This is a genomic window from Blattabacterium cuenoti (assembly GCF_014251315.1).
Classification (GTDB): Bacteria; Bacteroidota; Bacteroidia; order Flavobacteriales; family Blattabacteriaceae; genus Blattabacterium; species Blattabacterium cuenoti_AJ.
In genome coordinates, this window is the sequence record NZ_CP059185.1 from 539,716 (window position 1) to 559,005 (window position 19,290).

16 protein-coding genes and 1 tRNA gene are annotated in these 19,290 nt (G+C 24.6%); 9 read left to right on the forward strand and 8 right to left on the reverse strand.

Annotation, left to right across the window (positions count from 1 at the left end):
* Nucleotides 1-21 precede the first annotated feature (21 nt).
* Both H0H74_RS02645 and H0H74_RS02650 read left to right on the forward strand, forming a co-directional pair.
* A complete protein-coding gene (locus tag H0H74_RS02645) occupies nucleotides 22-2,163 on the forward strand; it encodes a polyribonucleotide nucleotidyltransferase (RefSeq protein WP_185849156.1) in 2,142 nt (713 codons plus the stop codon).
* Between the two features lie 13 nt (nucleotides 2,164-2,176).
* Nucleotides 2,177-3,040: a sigma-70 family RNA polymerase sigma factor gene (locus H0H74_RS02650; protein WP_185849511.1), complete on the forward strand. Its 864-nt coding sequence runs from the start codon at nucleotides 2,177-2,179 to the stop codon at nucleotides 3,038-3,040.
* Between the two features lie 10 nt (nucleotides 3,041-3,050).
* Here the strand turns inward: H0H74_RS02650 and H0H74_RS02655 are convergent.
* The 3 genes from H0H74_RS02655 to H0H74_RS02665 form a co-directional block, all read right to left on the reverse strand.
* Nucleotides 3,051-3,125 (reverse strand) — tRNA-Arg (locus tag H0H74_RS02655).
* A gap of 30 nt (nucleotides 3,126-3,155) precedes the next feature.
* Nucleotides 3,156-3,914: a triose-phosphate isomerase gene (gene tpiA / locus H0H74_RS02660; protein WP_185849157.1), complete on the reverse strand. Its 759-nt coding sequence runs from the start codon at nucleotides 3,912-3,914 to the stop codon at nucleotides 3,156-3,158.
* A gap of 32 nt (nucleotides 3,915-3,946) precedes the next feature.
* Nucleotides 3,947-4,453 carry a DUF1599 domain-containing protein gene (locus H0H74_RS02665; protein WP_185849158.1) on the reverse strand — a complete coding sequence of 169 codons (507 nt, stop codon included), beginning with the start codon at nucleotides 4,451-4,453 and terminating at the stop codon, nucleotides 3,947-3,949.
* Nucleotides 4,454-4,498: 45 nt separating this feature from the next.
* Between H0H74_RS02665 and folP the strand changes: the two genes are divergently transcribed.
* The 5 genes from folP to H0H74_RS02690 all read left to right on the forward strand — a co-directional run bounded on the left by folP (nucleotide 4,499) and on the right by H0H74_RS02690 (nucleotide 9,753).
* Entirely contained in the window at nucleotides 4,499-5,332 is an 834-nt protein-coding gene (gene folP, locus H0H74_RS02670) for a dihydropteroate synthase (RefSeq protein ID WP_185849159.1), read from the forward strand.
* Nucleotides 5,333-5,355: 23 nt separating this feature from the next.
* Nucleotides 5,356-6,147, forward strand: coding sequence for a diadenylate cyclase (locus H0H74_RS02675; protein ID WP_185849160.1), 792 nt, complete (start codon nucleotides 5,356-5,358; stop codon nucleotides 6,145-6,147).
* 34 nt (nucleotides 6,148-6,181) lie between these two features.
* Entirely contained in the window at nucleotides 6,182-7,492 is a 1,311-nt protein-coding gene (locus H0H74_RS02680; RefSeq protein ID WP_185849512.1) for a UDP-N-acetylmuramoyl-tripeptide--D-alanyl-D-alanine ligase, read from the forward strand.
* A gap of 78 nt (nucleotides 7,493-7,570) precedes the next feature.
* Nucleotides 7,571-8,575 carry a pyruvate dehydrogenase (acetyl-transferring) E1 component subunit alpha gene (gene pdhA / locus H0H74_RS02685; protein WP_185849161.1) on the forward strand — a complete coding sequence of 335 codons (1,005 nt, stop codon included), beginning with the start codon at nucleotides 7,571-7,573 and terminating at the stop codon, nucleotides 8,573-8,575.
* 20 nt (nucleotides 8,576-8,595) lie between these two features.
* The gene (locus tag H0H74_RS02690) at nucleotides 8,596-9,753 is read left to right on the forward strand and encodes a dihydrolipoamide acetyltransferase family protein (RefSeq protein WP_185849162.1); all 1,158 of its coding nucleotides are present in this window, start codon (nucleotides 8,596-8,598) and stop codon (nucleotides 9,751-9,753) included.
* Here the strand turns inward: H0H74_RS02690 and H0H74_RS02695 are convergent.
* Complete coding sequence (locus H0H74_RS02695) at nucleotides 9,745-10,464, reverse strand: DUF475 domain-containing protein (protein WP_185849163.1); 720 nt, start codon at nucleotides 10,462-10,464, stop codon at nucleotides 9,745-9,747. The two genes, H0H74_RS02690 and H0H74_RS02695, sit on opposite strands and share 9 nt — an antisense overlap.
* A gap of 2 nt (nucleotides 10,465-10,466) precedes the next feature.
* The gene (locus H0H74_RS02700; protein WP_185849164.1) at nucleotides 10,467-12,296 is read right to left on the reverse strand and encodes an ABC transporter ATP-binding protein; all 1,830 of its coding nucleotides are present in this window, start codon (nucleotides 12,294-12,296) and stop codon (nucleotides 10,467-10,469) included.
* Nucleotides 12,297-12,403: 107 nt separating this feature from the next.
* Between H0H74_RS02700 and secD the strand changes: the two genes are divergently transcribed.
* Both secD and H0H74_RS02710 read left to right on the forward strand, forming a co-directional pair.
* The gene (gene secD / locus H0H74_RS02705) at nucleotides 12,404-15,133 is read left to right on the forward strand and encodes a protein translocase subunit SecD (RefSeq protein WP_185849165.1); all 2,730 of its coding nucleotides are present in this window, start codon (nucleotides 12,404-12,406) and stop codon (nucleotides 15,131-15,133) included.
* A complete protein-coding gene (locus H0H74_RS02710) occupies nucleotides 15,130-15,399 on the forward strand; it encodes a Sec-independent protein translocase subunit TatA/TatB (protein ID WP_185849166.1) in 270 nt (89 codons plus the stop codon). The genes secD and H0H74_RS02710 overlap by 4 nt, the downstream gene beginning before the upstream one ends.
* Before the next feature lie 3 nt (nucleotides 15,400-15,402).
* Here the strand turns inward: H0H74_RS02710 and H0H74_RS02715 are convergent, their stop codons facing one another.
* The 3 genes from H0H74_RS02715 to H0H74_RS02725 are packed head-to-tail and all read right to left on the reverse strand — an operon-like array spanning nucleotide 15,403 to nucleotide 19,104.
* Nucleotides 15,403-17,520, reverse strand: a complete 2,118-nt coding sequence (locus tag H0H74_RS02715) for a SurA N-terminal domain-containing protein (RefSeq protein WP_185849167.1) — start codon at nucleotides 17,518-17,520, stop codon at nucleotides 15,403-15,405.
* Nucleotides 17,517-18,794: a hemolysin family protein gene (locus H0H74_RS02720; protein ID WP_185849513.1), complete on the reverse strand. Its 1,278-nt coding sequence runs from the start codon at nucleotides 18,792-18,794 to the stop codon at nucleotides 17,517-17,519. Before H0H74_RS02720 ends, H0H74_RS02715 begins: the two co-directional genes overlap by 4 nt.
* A gap of 1 nt (nucleotide 18,795) precedes the next feature.
* Nucleotides 18,796-19,104 (reverse strand): hypothetical protein, encoded by a 309-nt coding sequence (locus H0H74_RS02725; protein WP_238784088.1) that lies wholly within the window; start codon nucleotides 19,102-19,104, stop codon nucleotides 18,796-18,798.
* Nucleotides 19,105-19,290: the final 186 nt, after the last annotated feature.

The following is a 19,290-nucleotide window of genomic DNA, read 5'->3' on the forward strand; positions in this document are numbered from 1 at the left end:
TCTACAGATAAAATAAAAAATATGCCAGATATAGTAAAAGAAACCATCTCTATGAAAGATGGTCGTACTATTATTATAGAAACAGGAAGATTAGCAAAACAAGCAGATGGATCAGTTATAGTACGTGTAAAAAATACGATGCTTTTGGCAACTGTAGTGGTTTCCAAAGAAATAAAAAAAGAAACCAATTTTTTGCCTTTAACAGTAGATTATAGAGAGAAATATTCTGCAGGAGGAAAAATTCCTGGAGGTTTTATAAAAAGAGAGGGAAGACCTTCTGATGAAGAAATTTTAACAATGAGATTAGTAGATCGTGTTTTAAGACCAACGTTTCCAGACTGGTTTAAAAAAGAAATACAAATTATGATTTCGTTACTTTCATATGACAAAACCGTTTTACCAGATGGTTTAGCTGGATTGGCTGCATCAACAGCTTTGTCAGTTGCAGGTATTCCTTTTAATGGCCCGATATCAGAAATTCGTATTATCCGTTTAAATGGAAAATTTATTATTAATCCTAGTTTAGATCAGTTAAAAGAAGCAGATATAGATTTGATAGTAGGGGCTTCAAATCATTCTATTCTTATGATAGAAGGAGAAATGAAGGAAATCAAGGAAAATGAATTTTTAGAAATTATAATTGCAGCCCATCAAGCTATAAAACCACAAATAGAAGCTCAAATTCGTTTAGTTGATAAACTATCAAATAATCGTATTTTTTTCTTTGATGATCAAGAATTAATGAATTCTTCCCAAGAAAATAATATGTTGAAAAAAGAACTTTTTTCATTTTCATATGAAAAAATTGAAGAAATTTACAAAAATTTTTTAGATAAAAAAACTAGATCCAATCAAGAAAAGATTGTACTAAATGATTTCAAAAAGAAATTTTTAACAGAAGAAAAAATAGAGGAAAAAAAAACTATTATTGATCAATTTTTTGAAGAAATTAGAAAAAATATAACTAGAAATTTAGTTTTAAAGAAAGGAGTTCGATTGGATGGGAGGACTAACAAACAAATACGTCCAATATCTAGTTTAGTTGATTATTTACCTGGAGTTCATGGTTCCGCTCTATTCTCAAGAGGAGAAACTCAATCTTTAACTACAGTCACATTAGGATCGTCTTTAGATGCGAATAGAATTGATAATGTTATTATGGAAAATCAGGAAAAATTTTATTTACATTATAATTTTCCACCTTTTTCTACAGGAGAAATTCGTTCTATAAGAGGAGTTTCTAGACGTGAAGTGGGGCATGGAAATTTAGCTCAACGTGCATTGAAAAATATTATACCAAAGAATCCATATACAATTCGTGTTGTTTCGGATATTCTAGAATCTAATGGATCGTCTTCTATGGCTACAGTTTGTGCTGCTAGTTTAGCATTAATGGATGCAGGAATCCCTATAAAAAAACCTGTTTCCGGAATTGCTATGGGATTGTTTATGGAAAATGAAAAAAAAGTTATAATATCAGATATTATAGGAGAAGAAGATTATTTTGGCGATTTAGATTTCAAAATAACAGGAACTAAATGTGGAATTACAGCTTGTCAAATGGATGTAAAAAAAATGATAGGAGTAACATACGATCTTTTGAATCAAATTTTAATGCAAGCTCTAGAAGGGCGTCTTTTTATTTTAAAAAAAATGTTAGAAACTTTACCTAAATATAGGAAAAAAATGAAACCAAATGCTCCAAAAATATATACTTTTAATATTCCAAAATATTTTATAGGTTCAGTTATAGGTCCTGGAGGAAAAGTAATTCAAGAAATACAATCATGTACAAATACAAATATCTTAATTGAAGAAAAAGGAGATTTAGGGTGCATTGAAATCATAGGAAAAGATGATGAAAAAATAGAAAAGGCAGTCAATAGAATTAAAAAAATTGCTTTTGTCCCTGAATTAGGAAAAGTTTATAAAGCAAAAGTAAAATCCATAAAAGATTTTGGTGCTTTTGTTGAAATTTCTAAAGGAATAGAAGGGTTGTTGCATATTTCGGAAATAGGATGGAGAAGATTGAATAATATAGAAGAAGAGTTACATGTAGGAGATATTATTGACGTTAAATTTATGGGAATGGATGAAAAAAATAAAAAAATGAAACTCTCTAGAAAAGTACTTTTACCCCGTCCTGGAAAAAAAAATGAATAAAAAGAAAAAAAATATGAGACAACTTAAAATTACTAAACAAGTAACTAATCGTGAGTCTGAATCGTTAGATAAATACCTTCATGAAATAGGAAAAATTCCGTTATTAACTCCAGAAGAAGAAGTAGAATACGCTCGTAGAGCAAGGGAAGGAGATGCGAGTGCTATAGATAAACTTGTTAATGCCAATTTACGCTTTGTTGTTTCTGTTGCTAAACAATATCAAAATCAAGGATTAAGTTTGTGTGATCTCATTAATGAAGGAAATTTAGGTTTAATAAAAGGAATATTACGTTTTGATGAAACAAGAGGATTTAAATGCATATCCTATGTTGTTTGGTGGATTAGACAAGCTATTTTACAAGCTATCGCTGAACAATCACGTTCGATTAGACAACCTACCAATAAATTAGCTTTATTAAATAAAATATTGAAAACTCTTGCTCAATTAGAGCAAGAATTACAAAGAACTCCTTCTGCAAGAGAAATAGCAGAATATTTAGATATGAATGAGAAAGATGTCGAAGACTCCATAAAAAATTCAGGAAGACATGTTTCAATGGACGCCCCATTGATAGAAGGAGAAGATTCAAATTTATATGATTTAGTTAGATCTGATGAATCTCCTCGTCCAGATGAACATTTGGAAAAAGAATCTTTACGAAAAGATATAAAAAGAATTTTAGAAACTTTAAGTGAAAGAGAACGTCGTGTTATCATTTTACATTTCGGATTAAATGGATCACCACCTATGACTTTAGAAGAAGTAGGACAATTTTGCGATTTAACAAGAGAACGTGTTAGACAAATTGAAAGCATAGCTTTAAAAAGATTAAAACATTCTTCCAGAAGCAAAATATTAAAACCTTATTTAGGGTAATAGGACAACACGACCTCGAAGGGATTCGAACCCATAACCTTCTGATCCGTAGTCAGATGCTCTATCCAAATTAAGCTACGAGGCCTATATATATGATTAAATATACTAATAAATATTATGATTGCACAATTTTCAAAAATTTTTCAATCTGAAGAGATGAGTTTCCTACAAGTCCTCCATCTATATCCTTTTGAGAAAAAAGATCTTTTGCATTAAGATCATTAATACTTCCTCCATATAAAATGGATATTTTATTAGAAACACTTTCTCCATACTTTTCTAAAAATAAGGAACGAATAAATTCATGCATTGTCTGAGCTTGTTCAAATGTAGCAGTTTTTCCTGTTCCAATTGCCCATATTGGTTCATATGCTATATAAAAATATTTTATATTATTTGAGGGACATTGAAAAACAGTTTCTTTTAACTGACATTCAACCGTTTTAAATTGTTGATTATTAGATCTTTCATATAAAGATTCTCCTACACAAAAAATAATATTAAAATTATATTTTAATGCTATTTTCATTTTTTCTAATAAAATATTTTTTTTTTCAAAAAAAAATTCTCTACGTTCACTGTGTCCTAATATAACTTTTTGAATTCCTATAGACTTTAACATGGAAGCTGACACTTCTCCTGTGTAAGAACCTTTGTCTTTATGATGAATATTTTGAGCCGCAATATTTAAAGTTGTTCCTTGTAAAATTTGATTTGAAATATGCAAAAAAGGAAAAGAGGGAGCTAAAATAATTTCTTTATTATGATTTATTTTTCTCTCAAAAACAATTTTTAAAAAATTTCTAATAAAAAAAGTTGTATCATGAAAGTCATAATTCATTTTCCAATTTGCAATAACAACCTTTTTCCTCATTTTTGTTACGAAAATATTTATAAATATAAATATTATTTTTTTAAAAAATTTTGTTTTAATAAAAAAATGATTTCTACTAATATTTCAAAACAAAATTTTTCTAATTCTTTGAATAAAATTTTTTCTTTATTCTTTTTTAAATATGAAATATGTTCCAAAACATTATTTATAGAAAAAAACTTTAAAGTTTTGTCTGTATTATTTGTATAATTTTTTATTTTTTCAAATTTTTTATTATAGATTAAAATCACATCATTGTGTGATATTTCATGAAAGTTAGATGTAAAATAAACATCCAATTTGATTAGTATAATTATCAAATAATTTACGATATCTATATACGTATCTGTTATTTTTTCCTCTTTAATTTTTTGATATCCTTTTGATCGAATATTCTTGATCCGGATTACTTTAATAAAAATTTGATCTATTATAGAATAATTATGAAAAAATTTCCATGATAATCCATAATCTTTTAATTTTTCTAAAAAAAGTTTTCTACATTTTTGAATAATCAAATCAACAGAATAAAGATTCATATCATTTAATTTTATAACAAATTACATACAATAAATAGTTTTTTCATGATAATTAATTGTGCAGGTGCTTTATTACATTTAAAAGAACCAAAAGTAATGGGTATCGTAAATTTAACTCCTGATTCTTTTTATGATGGTGGAAAATTATGTTCTGAATATAAAATATTACAACATATAGAAACTTTATTAAATGAAGGTTCTGATTTTATAGACGTTGGAGGTTGTTCCACTAGGCCAGGATCCAGATCTATAACAGAAGAAGAAGAAATAAAAAGAGTAATAAAACCTATTCATACTATAATAAAAAATTTTCCAAATATTAGAATATCTATAGATACCTTTCGAAGTGAAGTAGCTAGAATAGCAGTAGAAGAAGGAGTGGTAATGATAAATGATATATCAGGAGGGAAACTTGATAAAAATATGTTTCCCTTATTAGGAAAACTTAAAATTCCATATATATTAAATCACATGAAAGGAATTCCTGAAAATATGCAAAAAAATCCATATTATAATGAAAATATAATAACAGAAATAAATAATTTTTTCTCTGAAAAAATTTACTATTTAAAAAAACATGGAATTCAAGATATTATTTTAGATCCCGGATTTGGTTTTGGAAAAACATTAGAACAAAATTTTCAATTATTAAAACATTTATCTTTATTTGGATTTCAAGATCATCCAATTTTAGTTGGGATATCCAGAAAATCTATGATAAAATTCATTTTAAAAACTTCTTGTGAAGAATCATTAAATGCTACTTCCATTATTCATACCATAGCCCTTTTAAATGGATCCAAATTTTTACGTGTACATGATGTTAAAGAAGCTGTAGAATGCATTAAATTAGTGCAATATTATAGAAAAATTTTATAATTCATTAATACTTGTATTATTTTTTGCGTGAATTTTTTTTTTCATTATTACATTTATTGAAAATTTCTATCATTGATATTTTAGATATTTTTTTAGTAACCATTATTCTATTTCAAATATACAGACTGGTTTACAGAACTCCTGCTTTAAACATTTTTTACGGAATCATTGCAACTTTTATTTTCTGGAAAATAGTAGAAATTTATCAAATGAAACTTCTTAGCATAGTTATAAGTGCTTTTTTTAAAGGAGGTTTTTTAGCTTTAATCATTGTATTTCAACCAGAAATTAGAAAATTTTTACTCATAGTAGGGAGCAGGATTTTTTTCAAAAAATTTATATTTTCTCTTTTTAAAAAATCAGGAGTTTCAATTAAAACTGAAACTATAGATAGTATTGTAAATGCTTGTGCTATCTTTTCTGGAGATAAAACAGGAGTTTTAATAGTTATTCAGTTACATCAAGATTTAAAAGAATTTATACAAAATGGAGATGAAATGGATGCTAAAGTAAATATTTCTATTTTAGAAAGCATTTTTTATAAAAATAGTCCGTTACATGATGGAGCTGTAGTTATTATAGAAAATAAAATAATAAAAACAAGAGCAATTCTTCCTGTTTCTTACAATAAAGAAATTCCATCTCGTTTGGGGTTACGACATAGAGCTGCCATTGGTTTATCTGAGAAAACAGATGCTATATGTCTTGTTATATCCGAAGAAACAGGTTATATCTCTTATATAAAAGATCAAAAAAGAACTGTTATCACTAACATTAATAATTTAAAAATGAAACTTGAAGAAGACTTACTTTAATTAATAAAAGTAAGTACATTACATGATTTATTTTATGAACATTCAAAATATATATCAATTGTATTCTATTTCTTCTGGTATAGAAATAAACAGTAAAAAAGTTAAAAAAGGATCTATATTTGTTGCTTTAAAAGGAAAAAATTTTGATGGAAATCAATTTGCATATGAAGCAATTTCAAATGGAGCGATACTAGCTGTAGTTGATGATAACAAAAAATATGCTTTTTGCAAAAAGATTGTTTCTGTATACAATACATTATATTTTCTGCATGAATTAGCAATGTATCATAGATATAGATTACACCATGTTCCTATTATAGCTATAACTGGAAGTAATGGAAAAACTACGACAAAAGAACTTACTACAACTATTCTGTCTAAGAAATACAAAAGAGTTCATTGTACCCAAAATAATTTCAATAATCATATAGGGGTCCCATTAACTGTACTTTCTATGCCTATGAATACACAAATATCTGTAATGGAAATCGGGGCAAATCATGAAAGAGAGATAGAAAAAATGTGCAATATTATTCATCCAGATTATGGATATATTACTAATTTTGGAAAAGCTCATTTAGAAGGTTTTAAAAATATAGAAGGGATCATCCGTGGTAAATTAGAGTTATATGATTTTTTAAAAAAAAATAAAAAAGTGGTATTTGTAAATGGAGATGATCCTATACAATTGTGTAATAGTATAGGAATGAACAGATATATTTTTTCAGAAAAAAAAAAAAAATCCAATATAAATTCGGATATAAATATTGAATATTTATGGAAAAAGAATAATCTGAAATCTGTTTTATGTATTAAAAATAGAAAAATTATTTCCTCTTTAATAGGAAATTATAATTTATATAATATAGCTTCTGCTATTGCTATTGGAACATATTTCAAAGTTCCTTTAAAAAAAATAAAAGAGGCAGTAGAAGAATATGTTCCTAATAATCATCGTTCTCAAATTTTAAAAAAAAAGAATGTAAAAATTATTATAGATTGTTATAATGCTAATCCAACTAGTATGATAGAAGCTCTAACCTTTTTTAATAATATAAAAGGGAAAAAAATAGTAATATTAGGTGATATGTTAGAATTGGGATTATTTTCTAATGATGAACATGAAAAAATTATTTCTTTTATAAAAAAAAGCAATATTAACTTTTCTTTTCTAATCGGAGATATTTTCTTTAATACAAAAAAGACTTCTTCTAAAATTAGAAAATTTATAAACAAAAAAAATTTTATCGAATGGATTAAAAAATATTCTATTCAAAAAACGGATTATATTCTTATCAAAGGATCTAGAAGAATTGCATTAGAAAGTCTTATTGGTTTAATTTAAATTCTGTATATTGAATTTTACAAGATTAAATTTTTTTTGTATTATGATGTTTGTATTAAATTTTTCTTTATTCATGAAATGAAAGAAATTACCCCAAAAACCTATATAAAGTGGTTTAAAGATATGTCGTTTTGGAGAAAATTTGAGGATAAATGTCGTTCCTTATATTTAAAACAAAAAATTAGAGGATTTTTGCATTTGTATAATGGACAAGAAGCAATTCCTGCTGGATTAACCCATGCAATGGATTTATCCAAAGATAAGATTATTACCGCTTATAGATGTCATATTTTGCCAATATCTATGGGAGTAGATCCGAAAAAAGTAATGGCGGAACTTTTAGGAAAAAAAACAGGAACTTCTCATGGAATAGGAGGATCTATGCATATATTTAGTAAAGAACATCGTTTTTATGGGGGTCATGGAATTGTGGGAGGACAAATTCCGTTAGGAGCAGGAATTGCTTTTGCTGATAAATATTTTAATAGAAAAGCTGTAACTCTAACTATTATGGGAGATGGAGCGGTTAGGCAAGGATCTTTACATGAAACATTTAATATGGCCATGATATGGAAACTTCCTGTTGTCTTTATATGTGAAAACAATAAATATGCTATGGGAACTTCTGTAAAAAGAAGTAGTAATGTAGAAGATATTTATAAGATAGGAGAATCATATGGGATGCCTTCTTATCCTGTAGATGGAATGGATCCAGAAAAAATAGCACAAGCTGCTTATGTTGCTTTAGAAAGAGCTAGAAAAGGAAAAGGTGCTACTTTTTTGGATATTAAAACATATAGATATAGAGGACATTCTATGTCAGATTCTGAATTTTATCGGAGTAAAGAGGAAGTCCATTTGTACAAAAAAAAAGATCCCATTATAAAATTAAAAAACATTATTATCCAAAATAAATGGAAGACCATAGAAAATTTAAATGCGATAGAAAATGAAGTTAAAGAAGAGGTGGAATCCTGTGTTGATTTTGCAGAAAATTCAGATTTTCCTTCTTTAGAAAAAATGTATGATATTGTTTATCATGAAAAAAATTATCCTTTTTTAGATCAAGTTTTACCTTCATAAAATAACTTAAAATAAAAATAATGGCAGAAATAATATCTATGCCCCAATTAAGTGACACAATGAAAGAGGGGACTGTAATCAAATGGAATAAAAAAATAGGAGATAAAGTTTCAGAAGGTGATATTTTAGCTGAAATAGAAACTGATAAAGCTACTCAAGATTTTGAGATAGATGTTAGTGGTGTTTTACTTTTTATTGGAGTTAAAGAAGGGGAAACTACTCGTGTAAATGACGTATTAGCGATCATAGGAAATGAAGGGGAAGATATAAGTCATATCATTTCTAAATTAGAATCTAAAAAAAAAGAACAAGGAAATCAAGAAATCAAAAAAGAGAACGGAAAAAAAAATAAAAAAATATTTATCTCTCCTGTAGCAAAAAAAATGGCTAAAAAAATAGGTATTCCTATAAATAAAATAAAAGGAAGTGGAGAATATGGGAGAATTATCAAAAGAGATATAGAATTTTACGAAAAAAAAAACCAAAATGAAAGTGAAACCCAAGAGACTGTTCATTCTTCTATTAGAAAAAAAATAGCAGAACATTTAACTTATTCTAAATTCTCAGCTCCACATTATTATTTATTTAGTGAAATAAATATGGATAAGTTAATTGGATTTAGGAAAAATTTAAATGATAAACTTTCCTTAGAAGAAAAAATATCATTCAATGATATTATTATAAAAGCAGTGGCTAAATCTCTATCAAAACATCCTGATATGAATGTATCATGGAACGAAGAAAGAATCATAATACATCCAAATATTCACATTGGCGTTGCTGTAGCTATAAAAGATGGATTAATAGTTCCAGTTATTAAAAATGCAGATCAAAAATCATTGCTGCAAATTTCTAAAGAAATTAAAGATAAAGCGTCACGTTCAAAATCAAAAAAAATACAACCAGAAGAAATAGAAAATAGTACTTTCACCGTTTCTAATTTAGGAATGTATGGAATAGAATCTTTTACTTCTATTATAAATACACCTAATACGTCTATATTATCTATAGGATCTATTATGATACGTCCAATTGTTAAAAATTATAAAATTGAAATAGGAAATATTATGAAAATTACATTATCTTGTGATCATAGAATTATAGATGGAGCTAAAGGAAGTGAATATATTCATTCTCTTAAAAATTTTCTAGAAGATCCTATTACCATATTATTTTGATTTATTTATTATTTTTTTTATACATGATAAAAAAATGGGAAATATGAATATTGAAAAAATTAATAAAGAAAATGTTTTTTCTGAAAAGAAAAATGAAAATAAATTAGGAATATGTTTTTTTGAAAAAAAAACAAGTTTCATTCCGAGAATAATAATTACGAAAAAAGCAGAATGTTTTAATTCTGGAAATTTATCCATTAATTGAACAAAAAATTGTGCAATTAATCGCATCGACAAAATTCCTATACATACACCTAAAAAAATTAATATTAAATTTTCTGATAAAGCAACAGAAGCAAAAATATTATCAATAGAAAAAGCTAAATCCATCATTTCTATCATAAAAATGACTTTCCAAAAATAATATTGTGTATTTTCATTTTTTAGATGATTTGATATAGAATTTTTTTTTCGAAAAAAATGATTTAATCCTACAAAAATCAAATAAATTCCTCCTAATGGTTTTAACCACCATATTTTTATTAATATGGAAGCAAATAATAGACATAAACCTCGAAAAAAATAAGCGCCAATAATTCCATATTTTATGGCTTTTTTTCTATCTTCTTTTTTAAGATTTATAATCATAGAAGCTAACACTGTTGCATTATCTATAGATAGAATACTTTCTATTAAAAATAAGTTTCCTATAATATAAATAGATAGAAGAGGATGATGAATAATTTCTGAAAAATATTTTTCAATATTCATTTTTAAAAACTTTGTATAGCCATTAACTTACTATAAGTTCCTTTTTTTGAGATTAGAGTATTGTGTTGTCCTTGTTCTATAATTTTTCCTTTTTCCAACACAATAATATAATCTGCATTTTGTATAATATAAGAAGATAATTTATGTGCTATTACAAGAGATGTTCTATTTTTTATTAGATCATTTAATGCTTTTTGAACTGTAATTTCCGATTCTGGATCTAATAATGAAGTTGCTTCATCCAAAATCATAATTGGAGGATTTTTAAACACAGCTCTAGCTATGCTAATTCTTTGTTTTTGACCTAAGGATAATTTATTTCCGTTATATCCAATAATTGTATCATATCCTTTTGGTAGTTTTTCTATAAAACAATGTGCGTTAGCAATTTTAGCTGCTTGTATGACAGAATTGATAGATATTTTTTCTGATCCTAATGCTATATTATTAAAAACAGAATCATTAAAAAGAACCGGTTCTTGAGTTACAAATCCTAATAATCTCCTATAATCTTTAATTTTTAAATGTTTAATATTCGTTCCATCTACAGTAATTTTACCAGATGTTGCATCATAAAAATTAGCTAATAAATTAGCAATAGTAGATTTTCCACTACCAGATCTACCTACTAAAACTACAGTTTTTCCTTTTTTTAAAGAAAAACTTAAATTTTGAATTAATATCAATTTATTGTGAGTATATGACACATTACGAAATAAAATTTCATTTTCAAAATGAAAAATAGATTTATATTTAATTTTATTATTTGATACACATTTTGTATTCAAAATTTCGACAATACGTTCTGCTGCTGCTCTTCCTTTTTGAATATTGGATATAGAATTAACTAAACTTTTCGCTGGATTAATAATTTGGAAAAATAGTCCTATAAAAGGAAAAAGTATTTCTGCACCCATTCCTTTTTTTTCCAAAAAAAGTTTTCCTCCATACCAAATAATTAAAATTATTGTTATAGAGCCTAAAAATTCGCTCATAGGAGAAGCGAGTTCTTTTTTCCTATTAACACGAGAAGAAAGTATTTTCTGATATTCAGATACTTGTTCAAAACGTTTTTGCATTTGATTCTCTGCATTGAAAATATTTATAATTTTAGTAGAATTTAAAGTTTCTTCTATAACAGAAAATAATTTACCTAACTGATTTTGAGCTCCTCTTGCATCTTTTTTTAAACTATTTCCTATAATAGATAAAAAAAAACCCATTAAAGGGAGCAGCAAAAAAGAAAATAATGTCAATTGATAATTCATAAAAAATAAGGTAAGCAAATGAAAAGTAATCATTATAGGAGAACTAATCAAATTAGCTAAAGAACTAACAATGGAAACTTCTATTTCATTAACATCATTAGATAATCTAGACATTAAATCTCCATTTCTATTGTTTGAAAAAAAAATTATGGGTAAAGAAAGTATTTTTTTGTGAAAATCGTTTCGAATATTTCGAACTATAGAAGTCTTTATTCCTATTAAAAAATATTCAGCTAAGTATCGAAAAACATTTCTAATTAAAAAAAGAAAAATAATGAAAATACAAAATACAGCTAAAGTATTTATTTTTCCATACTTATATGATAATATTTTGATGTGATTATGAAAATATTTTATAATAAAATCAAAATATTCATTAAAAGAATTAAAAAATGTTGTTTTATTTTTGTGTTCTGATGATTCAAGTAAAATGCTCAACACAGGTGAAATAGATATTATGGATATAACTGAAAATAAAGAATATAAAAAATTACATATTATATTAATAATATAATGATATTTATAAGCCTTTGAATAAGCTAAAATTTTTTCAAGTGCATTCATTTAATTCTCTTAAACCCAATAAAGATAATTATAAAAATTTTTTAATCTGTTGATAAAATAATAATTTCACATATAAATTTTTTTATGCAAATCGATAGAAAAAAAAAATGCGTATAAGAAACTTTTTTACGATTTTTGTAACTATAATATTGACCACAATTTGTTTATATTACATATCATATAGCATATATTCTGAAAAAAATAATAAAAAAACTTTAAATCTAGGATTAGATTTAAAAGGAGGAATTAGTATGATTTTAGATATATCTGAAAAAGATTTGTTACAAAAATTTTCTGAAAATTCTCAAAATTTTATTTTTCTAAAAGCATTAGAAAATGCAGATATTAAAAAAAAAGAAAATCCAAATATAGATTATTTATCATCTTTCATTAATTTCTTTAATCAAGAAACAAAAAATCAAAAATTAAATATCAATTTATCTTCTACAAATTTATTTGGAAATAATTCGAATAATGAAGATATTAATTTTAATAGTTCTGATTCAGAAGTGGAAAAATTTTTAAGAAAAAAAGTAGAATCATCTATGATTTCTATTCAGAATATTTTAAGATCTAGAATAGATAGATTTGGAATCATACAACCCAATATTCAACGAATAAAAAATTCTAATCGAATTTTAATAGAATTGTCTGGAATAAAAAATATAGATAGAATAAAAAATATTTTAGAAAAAAAAGCGGAATTACATTTTTTTGAAACTTATAATTTTCAAGAAATTATTTCATACTTTAATACAATCAATAAAAAATATTATGGAAATAAATTTTTTATTGATTTTTTAAATCTTCCTCTTATAAAATCTTCAAATGTAGTCGGATTAGTTCATATAAAATATAAAAAAATCATTTCCGATTTTTTAAATTCTCCAGAAGCTATAAATTCTTTACCCTATCATTTACATGATGTAAAATTTTTGTGGGGATCTAAAAATTTAGATAACTTTTTTCAATTATTTGCTGTAAAAATCAATAATGAAAAAACATTTCATTCTTTAAATGGAGATGTGGTTACCCATGCTTACAAATCTTTTGGTCCTTTAAATGAAACATTTATAAATATAAAAATGAATCAAGAAGGAACTAAAAAATGGAAAATGTTCACAGAAAGAAATATGGGGAAAAGTATCGCAATAGTACTTGATAATTTAGTATATGCAGCCCCTGTAGTAAAATCAGTCATCCCAAATGGGATGTCTCAAATATATGGAAATTTTTCAATACAAGAATCTAATGATTTAATAAATGTATTAAATACAGGAGAATTGCCTACCTCTGTAAGAGTAATTCAAACTGACATAATGGGTCCCTCTTTAGGAAAAGAATCTATTCTAAGAGGAATCATATCTTTTTTAATAGCCTTATTTTTTATATTTATTTGGATGTTTTTTTACTACTCAATTCCAGGGTTATATGCTGATATTATTCTAATTTTTAATATCATATTTATTTTTGGGGTTCTCATTTCTATGAATGCAGTGTTAACTTTTCCTGGTATCGCAGGGATTATACTAACATTAGCAATGTCTATGGATGCTAATATTATCATTTATGAAAAAATAAAAGAAAATATTCAAAATAAGATCTCCACATTAATATCTATTAATAATAGTTACACATTACAGGGGGCTTTATCATCTATTATAGATGGACAAATAACGACTTTATTATGTGGAATCATTTTATTTTATTTTGGAACAGGACCAATTCGAGGATTTTCTACTACCTTAATTATTGGAATTATTATATCTATGTTTACTTCAACTTGTTTAGGAAGATTATTTTTAGAATGGCATTTAAAAAAATATAAAAAAATTTTTTTTCAAAAAAAAATGTTAATTCTTGTTTTGAATAAAATTAAAAATATGCAATATGACTTTTTGACCAAAAGAAAATGGGTTTATATGATTTCTTGTGCTCTCGTTATTATTAGTATATTTTCTTTTTTCTTAAAAGGATTCAATCTTGGATTAGATTTTGTTGGAGGACGTTCTTATGTAATTCTTTTTGATCGTAAAATAGTTCCTGAAAAGATTTCAGAAATTTTATCAAAAACATTCATAGAAAATGGAAAACCTTCCTTTCCTAGGGTACAAACATTCGGAGATGAAAATCAACTCAAAATAGTCACAAAATACAAAATATGGGAAGAAAATAACCAAGCTGACGAAATAATTTTAAAAAAAATGTTCACAGCTTTAAAATCTTTTTTTCCTATAAATTTTGATAACTTTAAAAATATAAAAAAAAATAAGTCATTAGGCATTATATCTATTGAAAAAGTAGGACCTATAGTCGCTATAGATATGATTCACAAAGCTTTTATTTCTATTACAATTTCTTTAATAGGTATTTTTGCATATATCTTTATAAGATTCAAAAAATGGCAATTTGGATTAGGAGCAGTAGTTTCTCTAATTCACGATTCAATTATCGTTCTTGGAATATTTTCTTTTTTTCACAAAAAATTTCCTATTCTAGAAATAGATCAAACTTTTATAGCTGCTTTATTAACGATAATAGGCTATTCTATCAATGATACCGTAATAGTTTATGATAAAATTAGAAACATTTCAAAAGAAACATTGTTTATGATGAAAGAAACCATAAATAAAGGAATCTGTAGTTCTCTTACTAGAACTATAAATACTTCTTTTATTACTTTATTAGTAATTTTGATTATTTTCTTATTTGGAGGAAAAGTTCTTCATAGTTTTCTATTAGCTCTATTTATTGGAATCAGTGTTGGAACTTATTCCTCCATATTCATAGCTCCATCTATAGTATATGATTGTTGTAAAAAAAATATAAAAAAATGAAAAATTTTTTATTTATTAGTATAGAAGAAAGTTTCTTTATCATTTTTATAGCCATACTTGTTTTTGGCCCTAAAAAAATACCAGACATAGCTCGTGGATTGGGAGAAGGAATACGTTATTTAAGAAATGCTAAAACGAAAATTAAAAATGAAATAATTCAAAATAATGTTAATCAATCTATAAAAAAAAAAGAAATTTATGAAGAAAAAAAAGGAAACAAACATATCCCTCCTTATTCTATAAAACGAAATAATTCAATCAATTAAATATTATATATTTTTTCTATAATCTTTAATATTAGATTTTTCAATTAATACATTTCCTATTTCTTCTAAAATATTTTTTCTTAAAAAAGTATTCAAAGTTTCTATCTCGGAATAAGAAAATTTTTTATATGTATTAAAACGTTTCAATGGTCTTATAAAAAAGACACCTTTTTCTCCTAATATTGGTTTAGAAGTTTCATATAATTTTGAGGAAAAAGCATATCCTGCCACTTTAGGTTCTTGATTGTTTTCAATCATAGACTGATAAAAATTGATTTTGCAAGATTTATTTATTTTTTTAGAAAAAAGAAAAGCTATTTCTTCCAAATTTTTACATTTATTTTTCATTATTTTATATAGATAATGATCTATTTTTTTATTAATCAGAAAAGGAATAATATTGTTTTTTATTTCTTCAATGGGAAATCCTTTTTTTTGAATCTTAGATAAAAAAACCATGATGTAATCTTTATTTGAAGTGTAAAAAATTTTTTTATCTCCCTCTTTTCTCTTTTTTTCATAAGACCAATTTATGATTTCTTTGTCCAATTCTGTATTCAAATCATCAATATTCCATTGATAATTTTTTATTTCTTTCAAAAAAATAGTTTCATATCTTTTTTTTCTTGCATTATTAAGAAACGTATTAAGATTTAAATTTTTATTTTCTTTCATAAATTGTACAACTTCTTGATACAAAATATTTTCTGTTTTTTTTGATGGAGTTAGTGTTTTGATTATTATAGCAAATTGATAAGTAGGTTTGATATCTTTTACTTCATCAATTCTAATAATATGGTATCCAAATTTAGTTTCAGTCAAACCTATTGTTCCTTTTTTATTTTTTGAAGAAAAGAAATTAAACGAACCCTTAAATGCTTCATTTTGTTCTTCATATTTTATCCATCCTAAACTTCCTTTATTTTTTTTTGCACTGATGACATCATCAGATTTTTCCATTACTAAAGAATTGAATTTATTAGGATTTTTCATAACAATATCATATATTATTTTCGCTATTTTTTCAGCTTTCTTTTTAGTTCTATTTTTAGGAAAACGTATAGAATCCTTATGAGAAATTAATATATGACTGGATAAAACTGTATTATATACCATTTTTTTTCCAGTGAGTTTAGCCATAATATAAATATTATTGTCTTTAACTGGACCAAACATACTTCCGATTTTATTTTTCTTATCCAAGAAATGTTGCAAAACAATAGGAAGATTTTTTTTCAAATAAAAATTTGAATCAAAAGGTTTTTCAGATTGATTAGAAACAATTGTAGAATTATGATTGGAAAACTTAAATTGATTAAACAATTTTTTTATTTCTATATCCATATTTCTTTCATCAGAAGATGATGGATGAGAACGAAAAATTACAAAACTAAGATTTCTTAAATTTTCTTTTTTGTAAAGAAATTTGTTTTTTTTAATAAAATCATAAATTTCATGACTTTTTATTATATTACATTTTTTTTCTATTTCTGAATAAGGAATAAATATATAATCTATTATAGAAAATAAATTTTTATCTTTATAATTTAATTGAGCTTCTATAAAAGATGTATTTAATCCATGCATTAACATTTCTACATATTTTTTTGTAATTATTCTTTTCGGAATATTCTTTTTTTCATAAGACCAAATATTTTTTTCTATTTCTACTTGAGGGGTTAAATTCAAAGGTAATTTTTCTAAATATTTTAAATATAATTGAAATTTTTTCATATCCATTTTTCCTTTTTCATTTTGAAAATCAATAATTTTACTATATATCGATTGCTTTTCTATTGCTTTCCAAAAATCTTTTTCTGTACTTTGTATTCCTAATTTTTTGGCTTGTTGATTTAATACTTTTTCATGAATTAATAATTTCCAAGCATCATTTTTCAAATAATGATCAGGCTCATTTTCACGAAATCGTTTCAAAAATTTAAAACAATCAAGGTATTCTTCTAAAAAGACATTCTCTCCATTTACTTTTCCAATAATAGTGGAATTTTCAGTAAAAAATTTAAGCAAAATGTTAGGATCTAATATAAAAAATATCAAGGATATGCTTATAAAAAAGAAAATTATCCATGTATTTTTTCTAATTTTTTCTAAAAAACTCATTCTAAAATTTCTTTTTTAAGGAAAACTTCTTCTATTTTATTTTTAGACACTTTTTTTATTTCAATATAAAAATTTTTCTTGAGAAGAATTTGATCTCCACTTCTTGGAATATCTCCTGTATAAGTTACAATCAAACCTCCTAAAGTTTCATATTTATCAGATTTAGGAAGATCTAAATTATATTTAGCATTAATAAAATCGATTTCTAAACGAGCAGAAAACAAAAATTCATGATCATTTAATTTATTATCCAATAATAAATTTTCATCATGTTCATCTCTAATGTCTCCAAGAAATTCTTCTAAAATATCTTCTATAGTTATCATTCCTGCTGTCCCCCCATACTCATCTAATACTATAGCGATACTTCTTTTTTTTTTGATTAAAAGATCCATGATTTCCCTGACGGGAGTTGTGACATAAACTAATTCTACTGATCTAATTATAGAATCAATATTTTTTGGTTTTTTCAATAATTCTAAATAATGAATGTAACCTATAATATTATCTATGTTATTTTTATAAATAACGATTTTAGATAATCCACTTTCTGTAAAAAGATTTCTAATATTATCTATAGAAGAAAAAACTAGATTAGAAGAAACTATTTCTTTTCTAGGGACCATACATTCTCGTGCTTTTTTTTCAGAAAAATCCAAAGCTTTATGAAAAATTTCAATTTCAGATTCTATGAATTCTTTTCCTCTTACATTTTTTTCTATATTTTCTGATAAAAAACAAATCAAATCTTCTTTATCAAAAATTTTTTTTTTATCATTTTTTTGTTCTCCTAAAATTTTTAAAAAAACATTAGAAATCCAAATAATAGAATTCGTAATAGGATAAAATATTTTGTATATAACATATACAGGAACAATGAATAAACTCAATAATTCATTTGAATACACACTAAATATTATTTTTGGAATAAATTCTCCAATAATTAAAATAATAGTAGCAGAAAAAACTGTTTCTAAAAAAATTATCCATAAAGAATTATCCAAGAATTCTTTTGGAAAAAAAGACAAAAATAATTTTCCCATATGAATACCATATATAACTAAAGATATGGTATTACCAATTAGCATTGTCGTAATAAACTTTTTAGAATTACTAATACTTTTTGAAAGAAGTTTAGAATGAAAAGATCCTTTCTTTTTTTCTTTTTCTAATTCTATTTTAAATAAACTAGAAGAAATTAAAGCCATTTCCATTCCAGAAAAAAAAGCAGATACAAGTATAGTAATAAAAACTATACTAATATGAAAAATTATATTATTTAATAGGAAAAGTCCCACTAATATTTTTTAATCTAATTTTTTTTAAATCTTCAGAAGCTTCTATTCCATTTGTCGCATGCAGTATAATCCCATTTGAATTAGATATAACTGTATATTTGTTATTAAATATTCTTTTATTTCTTCTATCCCAGAAAATTTCATCAGTTTTCAAAAAAAACCCTTCAGGATTCATAATTTTGATATTTCCTTTAATGTGATAAAATATTTTATCAACTGATTTTACCCAATCTGCACTAAGATAAGTATATTTGTTATCATTTTTATCATAAATAAATAAATTCAAACCATTTGGAAATAAAGTATAAAAAGCATATTCTTTGATTACGGAAGAATAAATTACAAATTTTAAAAATCCTTTTTCTTTATAAAAAAAACTTGTTTTAATAAAAATATTTTTAGGAACTTCTTTTTTATTTATCCTTATTAAGGATTTTCTATTTACACAAGAAAATAGAAAAAAAAATAATAA

Excerpts from the sequence above, each read along its gene's own strand:
- H0H74_RS02645 (WP_185849156.1), top strand. The coding sequence starts at position 22 with ATGCCAGATATAGTAAAAGAAACCATCTCTATGAAAGATGGTCGTACT.
- H0H74_RS02650 (WP_185849511.1), top strand. The coding sequence starts at position 2,177 with ATGAGACAACTTAAAATTACTAAACAAGTAACTAATCGTGAGTCTGAA.
- tpiA (WP_185849157.1), bottom strand. The coding sequence starts at position 3,914 with ATGAGGAAAAAGGTTGTTATTGCAAATTGGAAAATGAATTATGACTTT.
- H0H74_RS02665 (WP_185849158.1), bottom strand. The coding sequence starts at position 4,453 with ATGAATCTTTATTCTGTTGATTTGATTATTCAAAAATGTAGAAAACTT.
- folP (WP_185849159.1), top strand. The coding sequence starts at position 4,499 with ATGATAATTAATTGTGCAGGTGCTTTATTACATTTAAAAGAACCAAAA.
- H0H74_RS02680 (WP_185849512.1), top strand. The coding sequence starts at position 6,182 with ATGAACATTCAAAATATATATCAATTGTATTCTATTTCTTCTGGTATA.
- pdhA (WP_185849161.1), top strand. The coding sequence starts at position 7,571 with ATGAAAGAAATTACCCCAAAAACCTATATAAAGTGGTTTAAAGATATG.
- H0H74_RS02690 (WP_185849162.1), top strand. The coding sequence starts at position 8,596 with ATGGCAGAAATAATATCTATGCCCCAATTAAGTGACACAATGAAAGAG.
- H0H74_RS02695 (WP_185849163.1), bottom strand. The coding sequence starts at position 10,464 with ATGAATATTGAAAAATATTTTTCAGAAATTATTCATCATCCTCTTCTA.
- H0H74_RS02700 (WP_185849164.1), bottom strand. The coding sequence starts at position 12,296 with ATGAATGCACTTGAAAAAATTTTAGCTTATTCAAAGGCTTATAAATAT.
- secD (WP_185849165.1), top strand. The coding sequence starts at position 12,404 with ATGCGTATAAGAAACTTTTTTACGATTTTTGTAACTATAATATTGACC.
- H0H74_RS02710 (WP_185849166.1), top strand. The coding sequence starts at position 15,130 with ATGAAAAATTTTTTATTTATTAGTATAGAAGAAAGTTTCTTTATCATT.
- H0H74_RS02715 (WP_185849167.1), bottom strand. The coding sequence starts at position 17,520 with ATGAGTTTTTTAGAAAAAATTAGAAAAAATACATGGATAATTTTCTTT.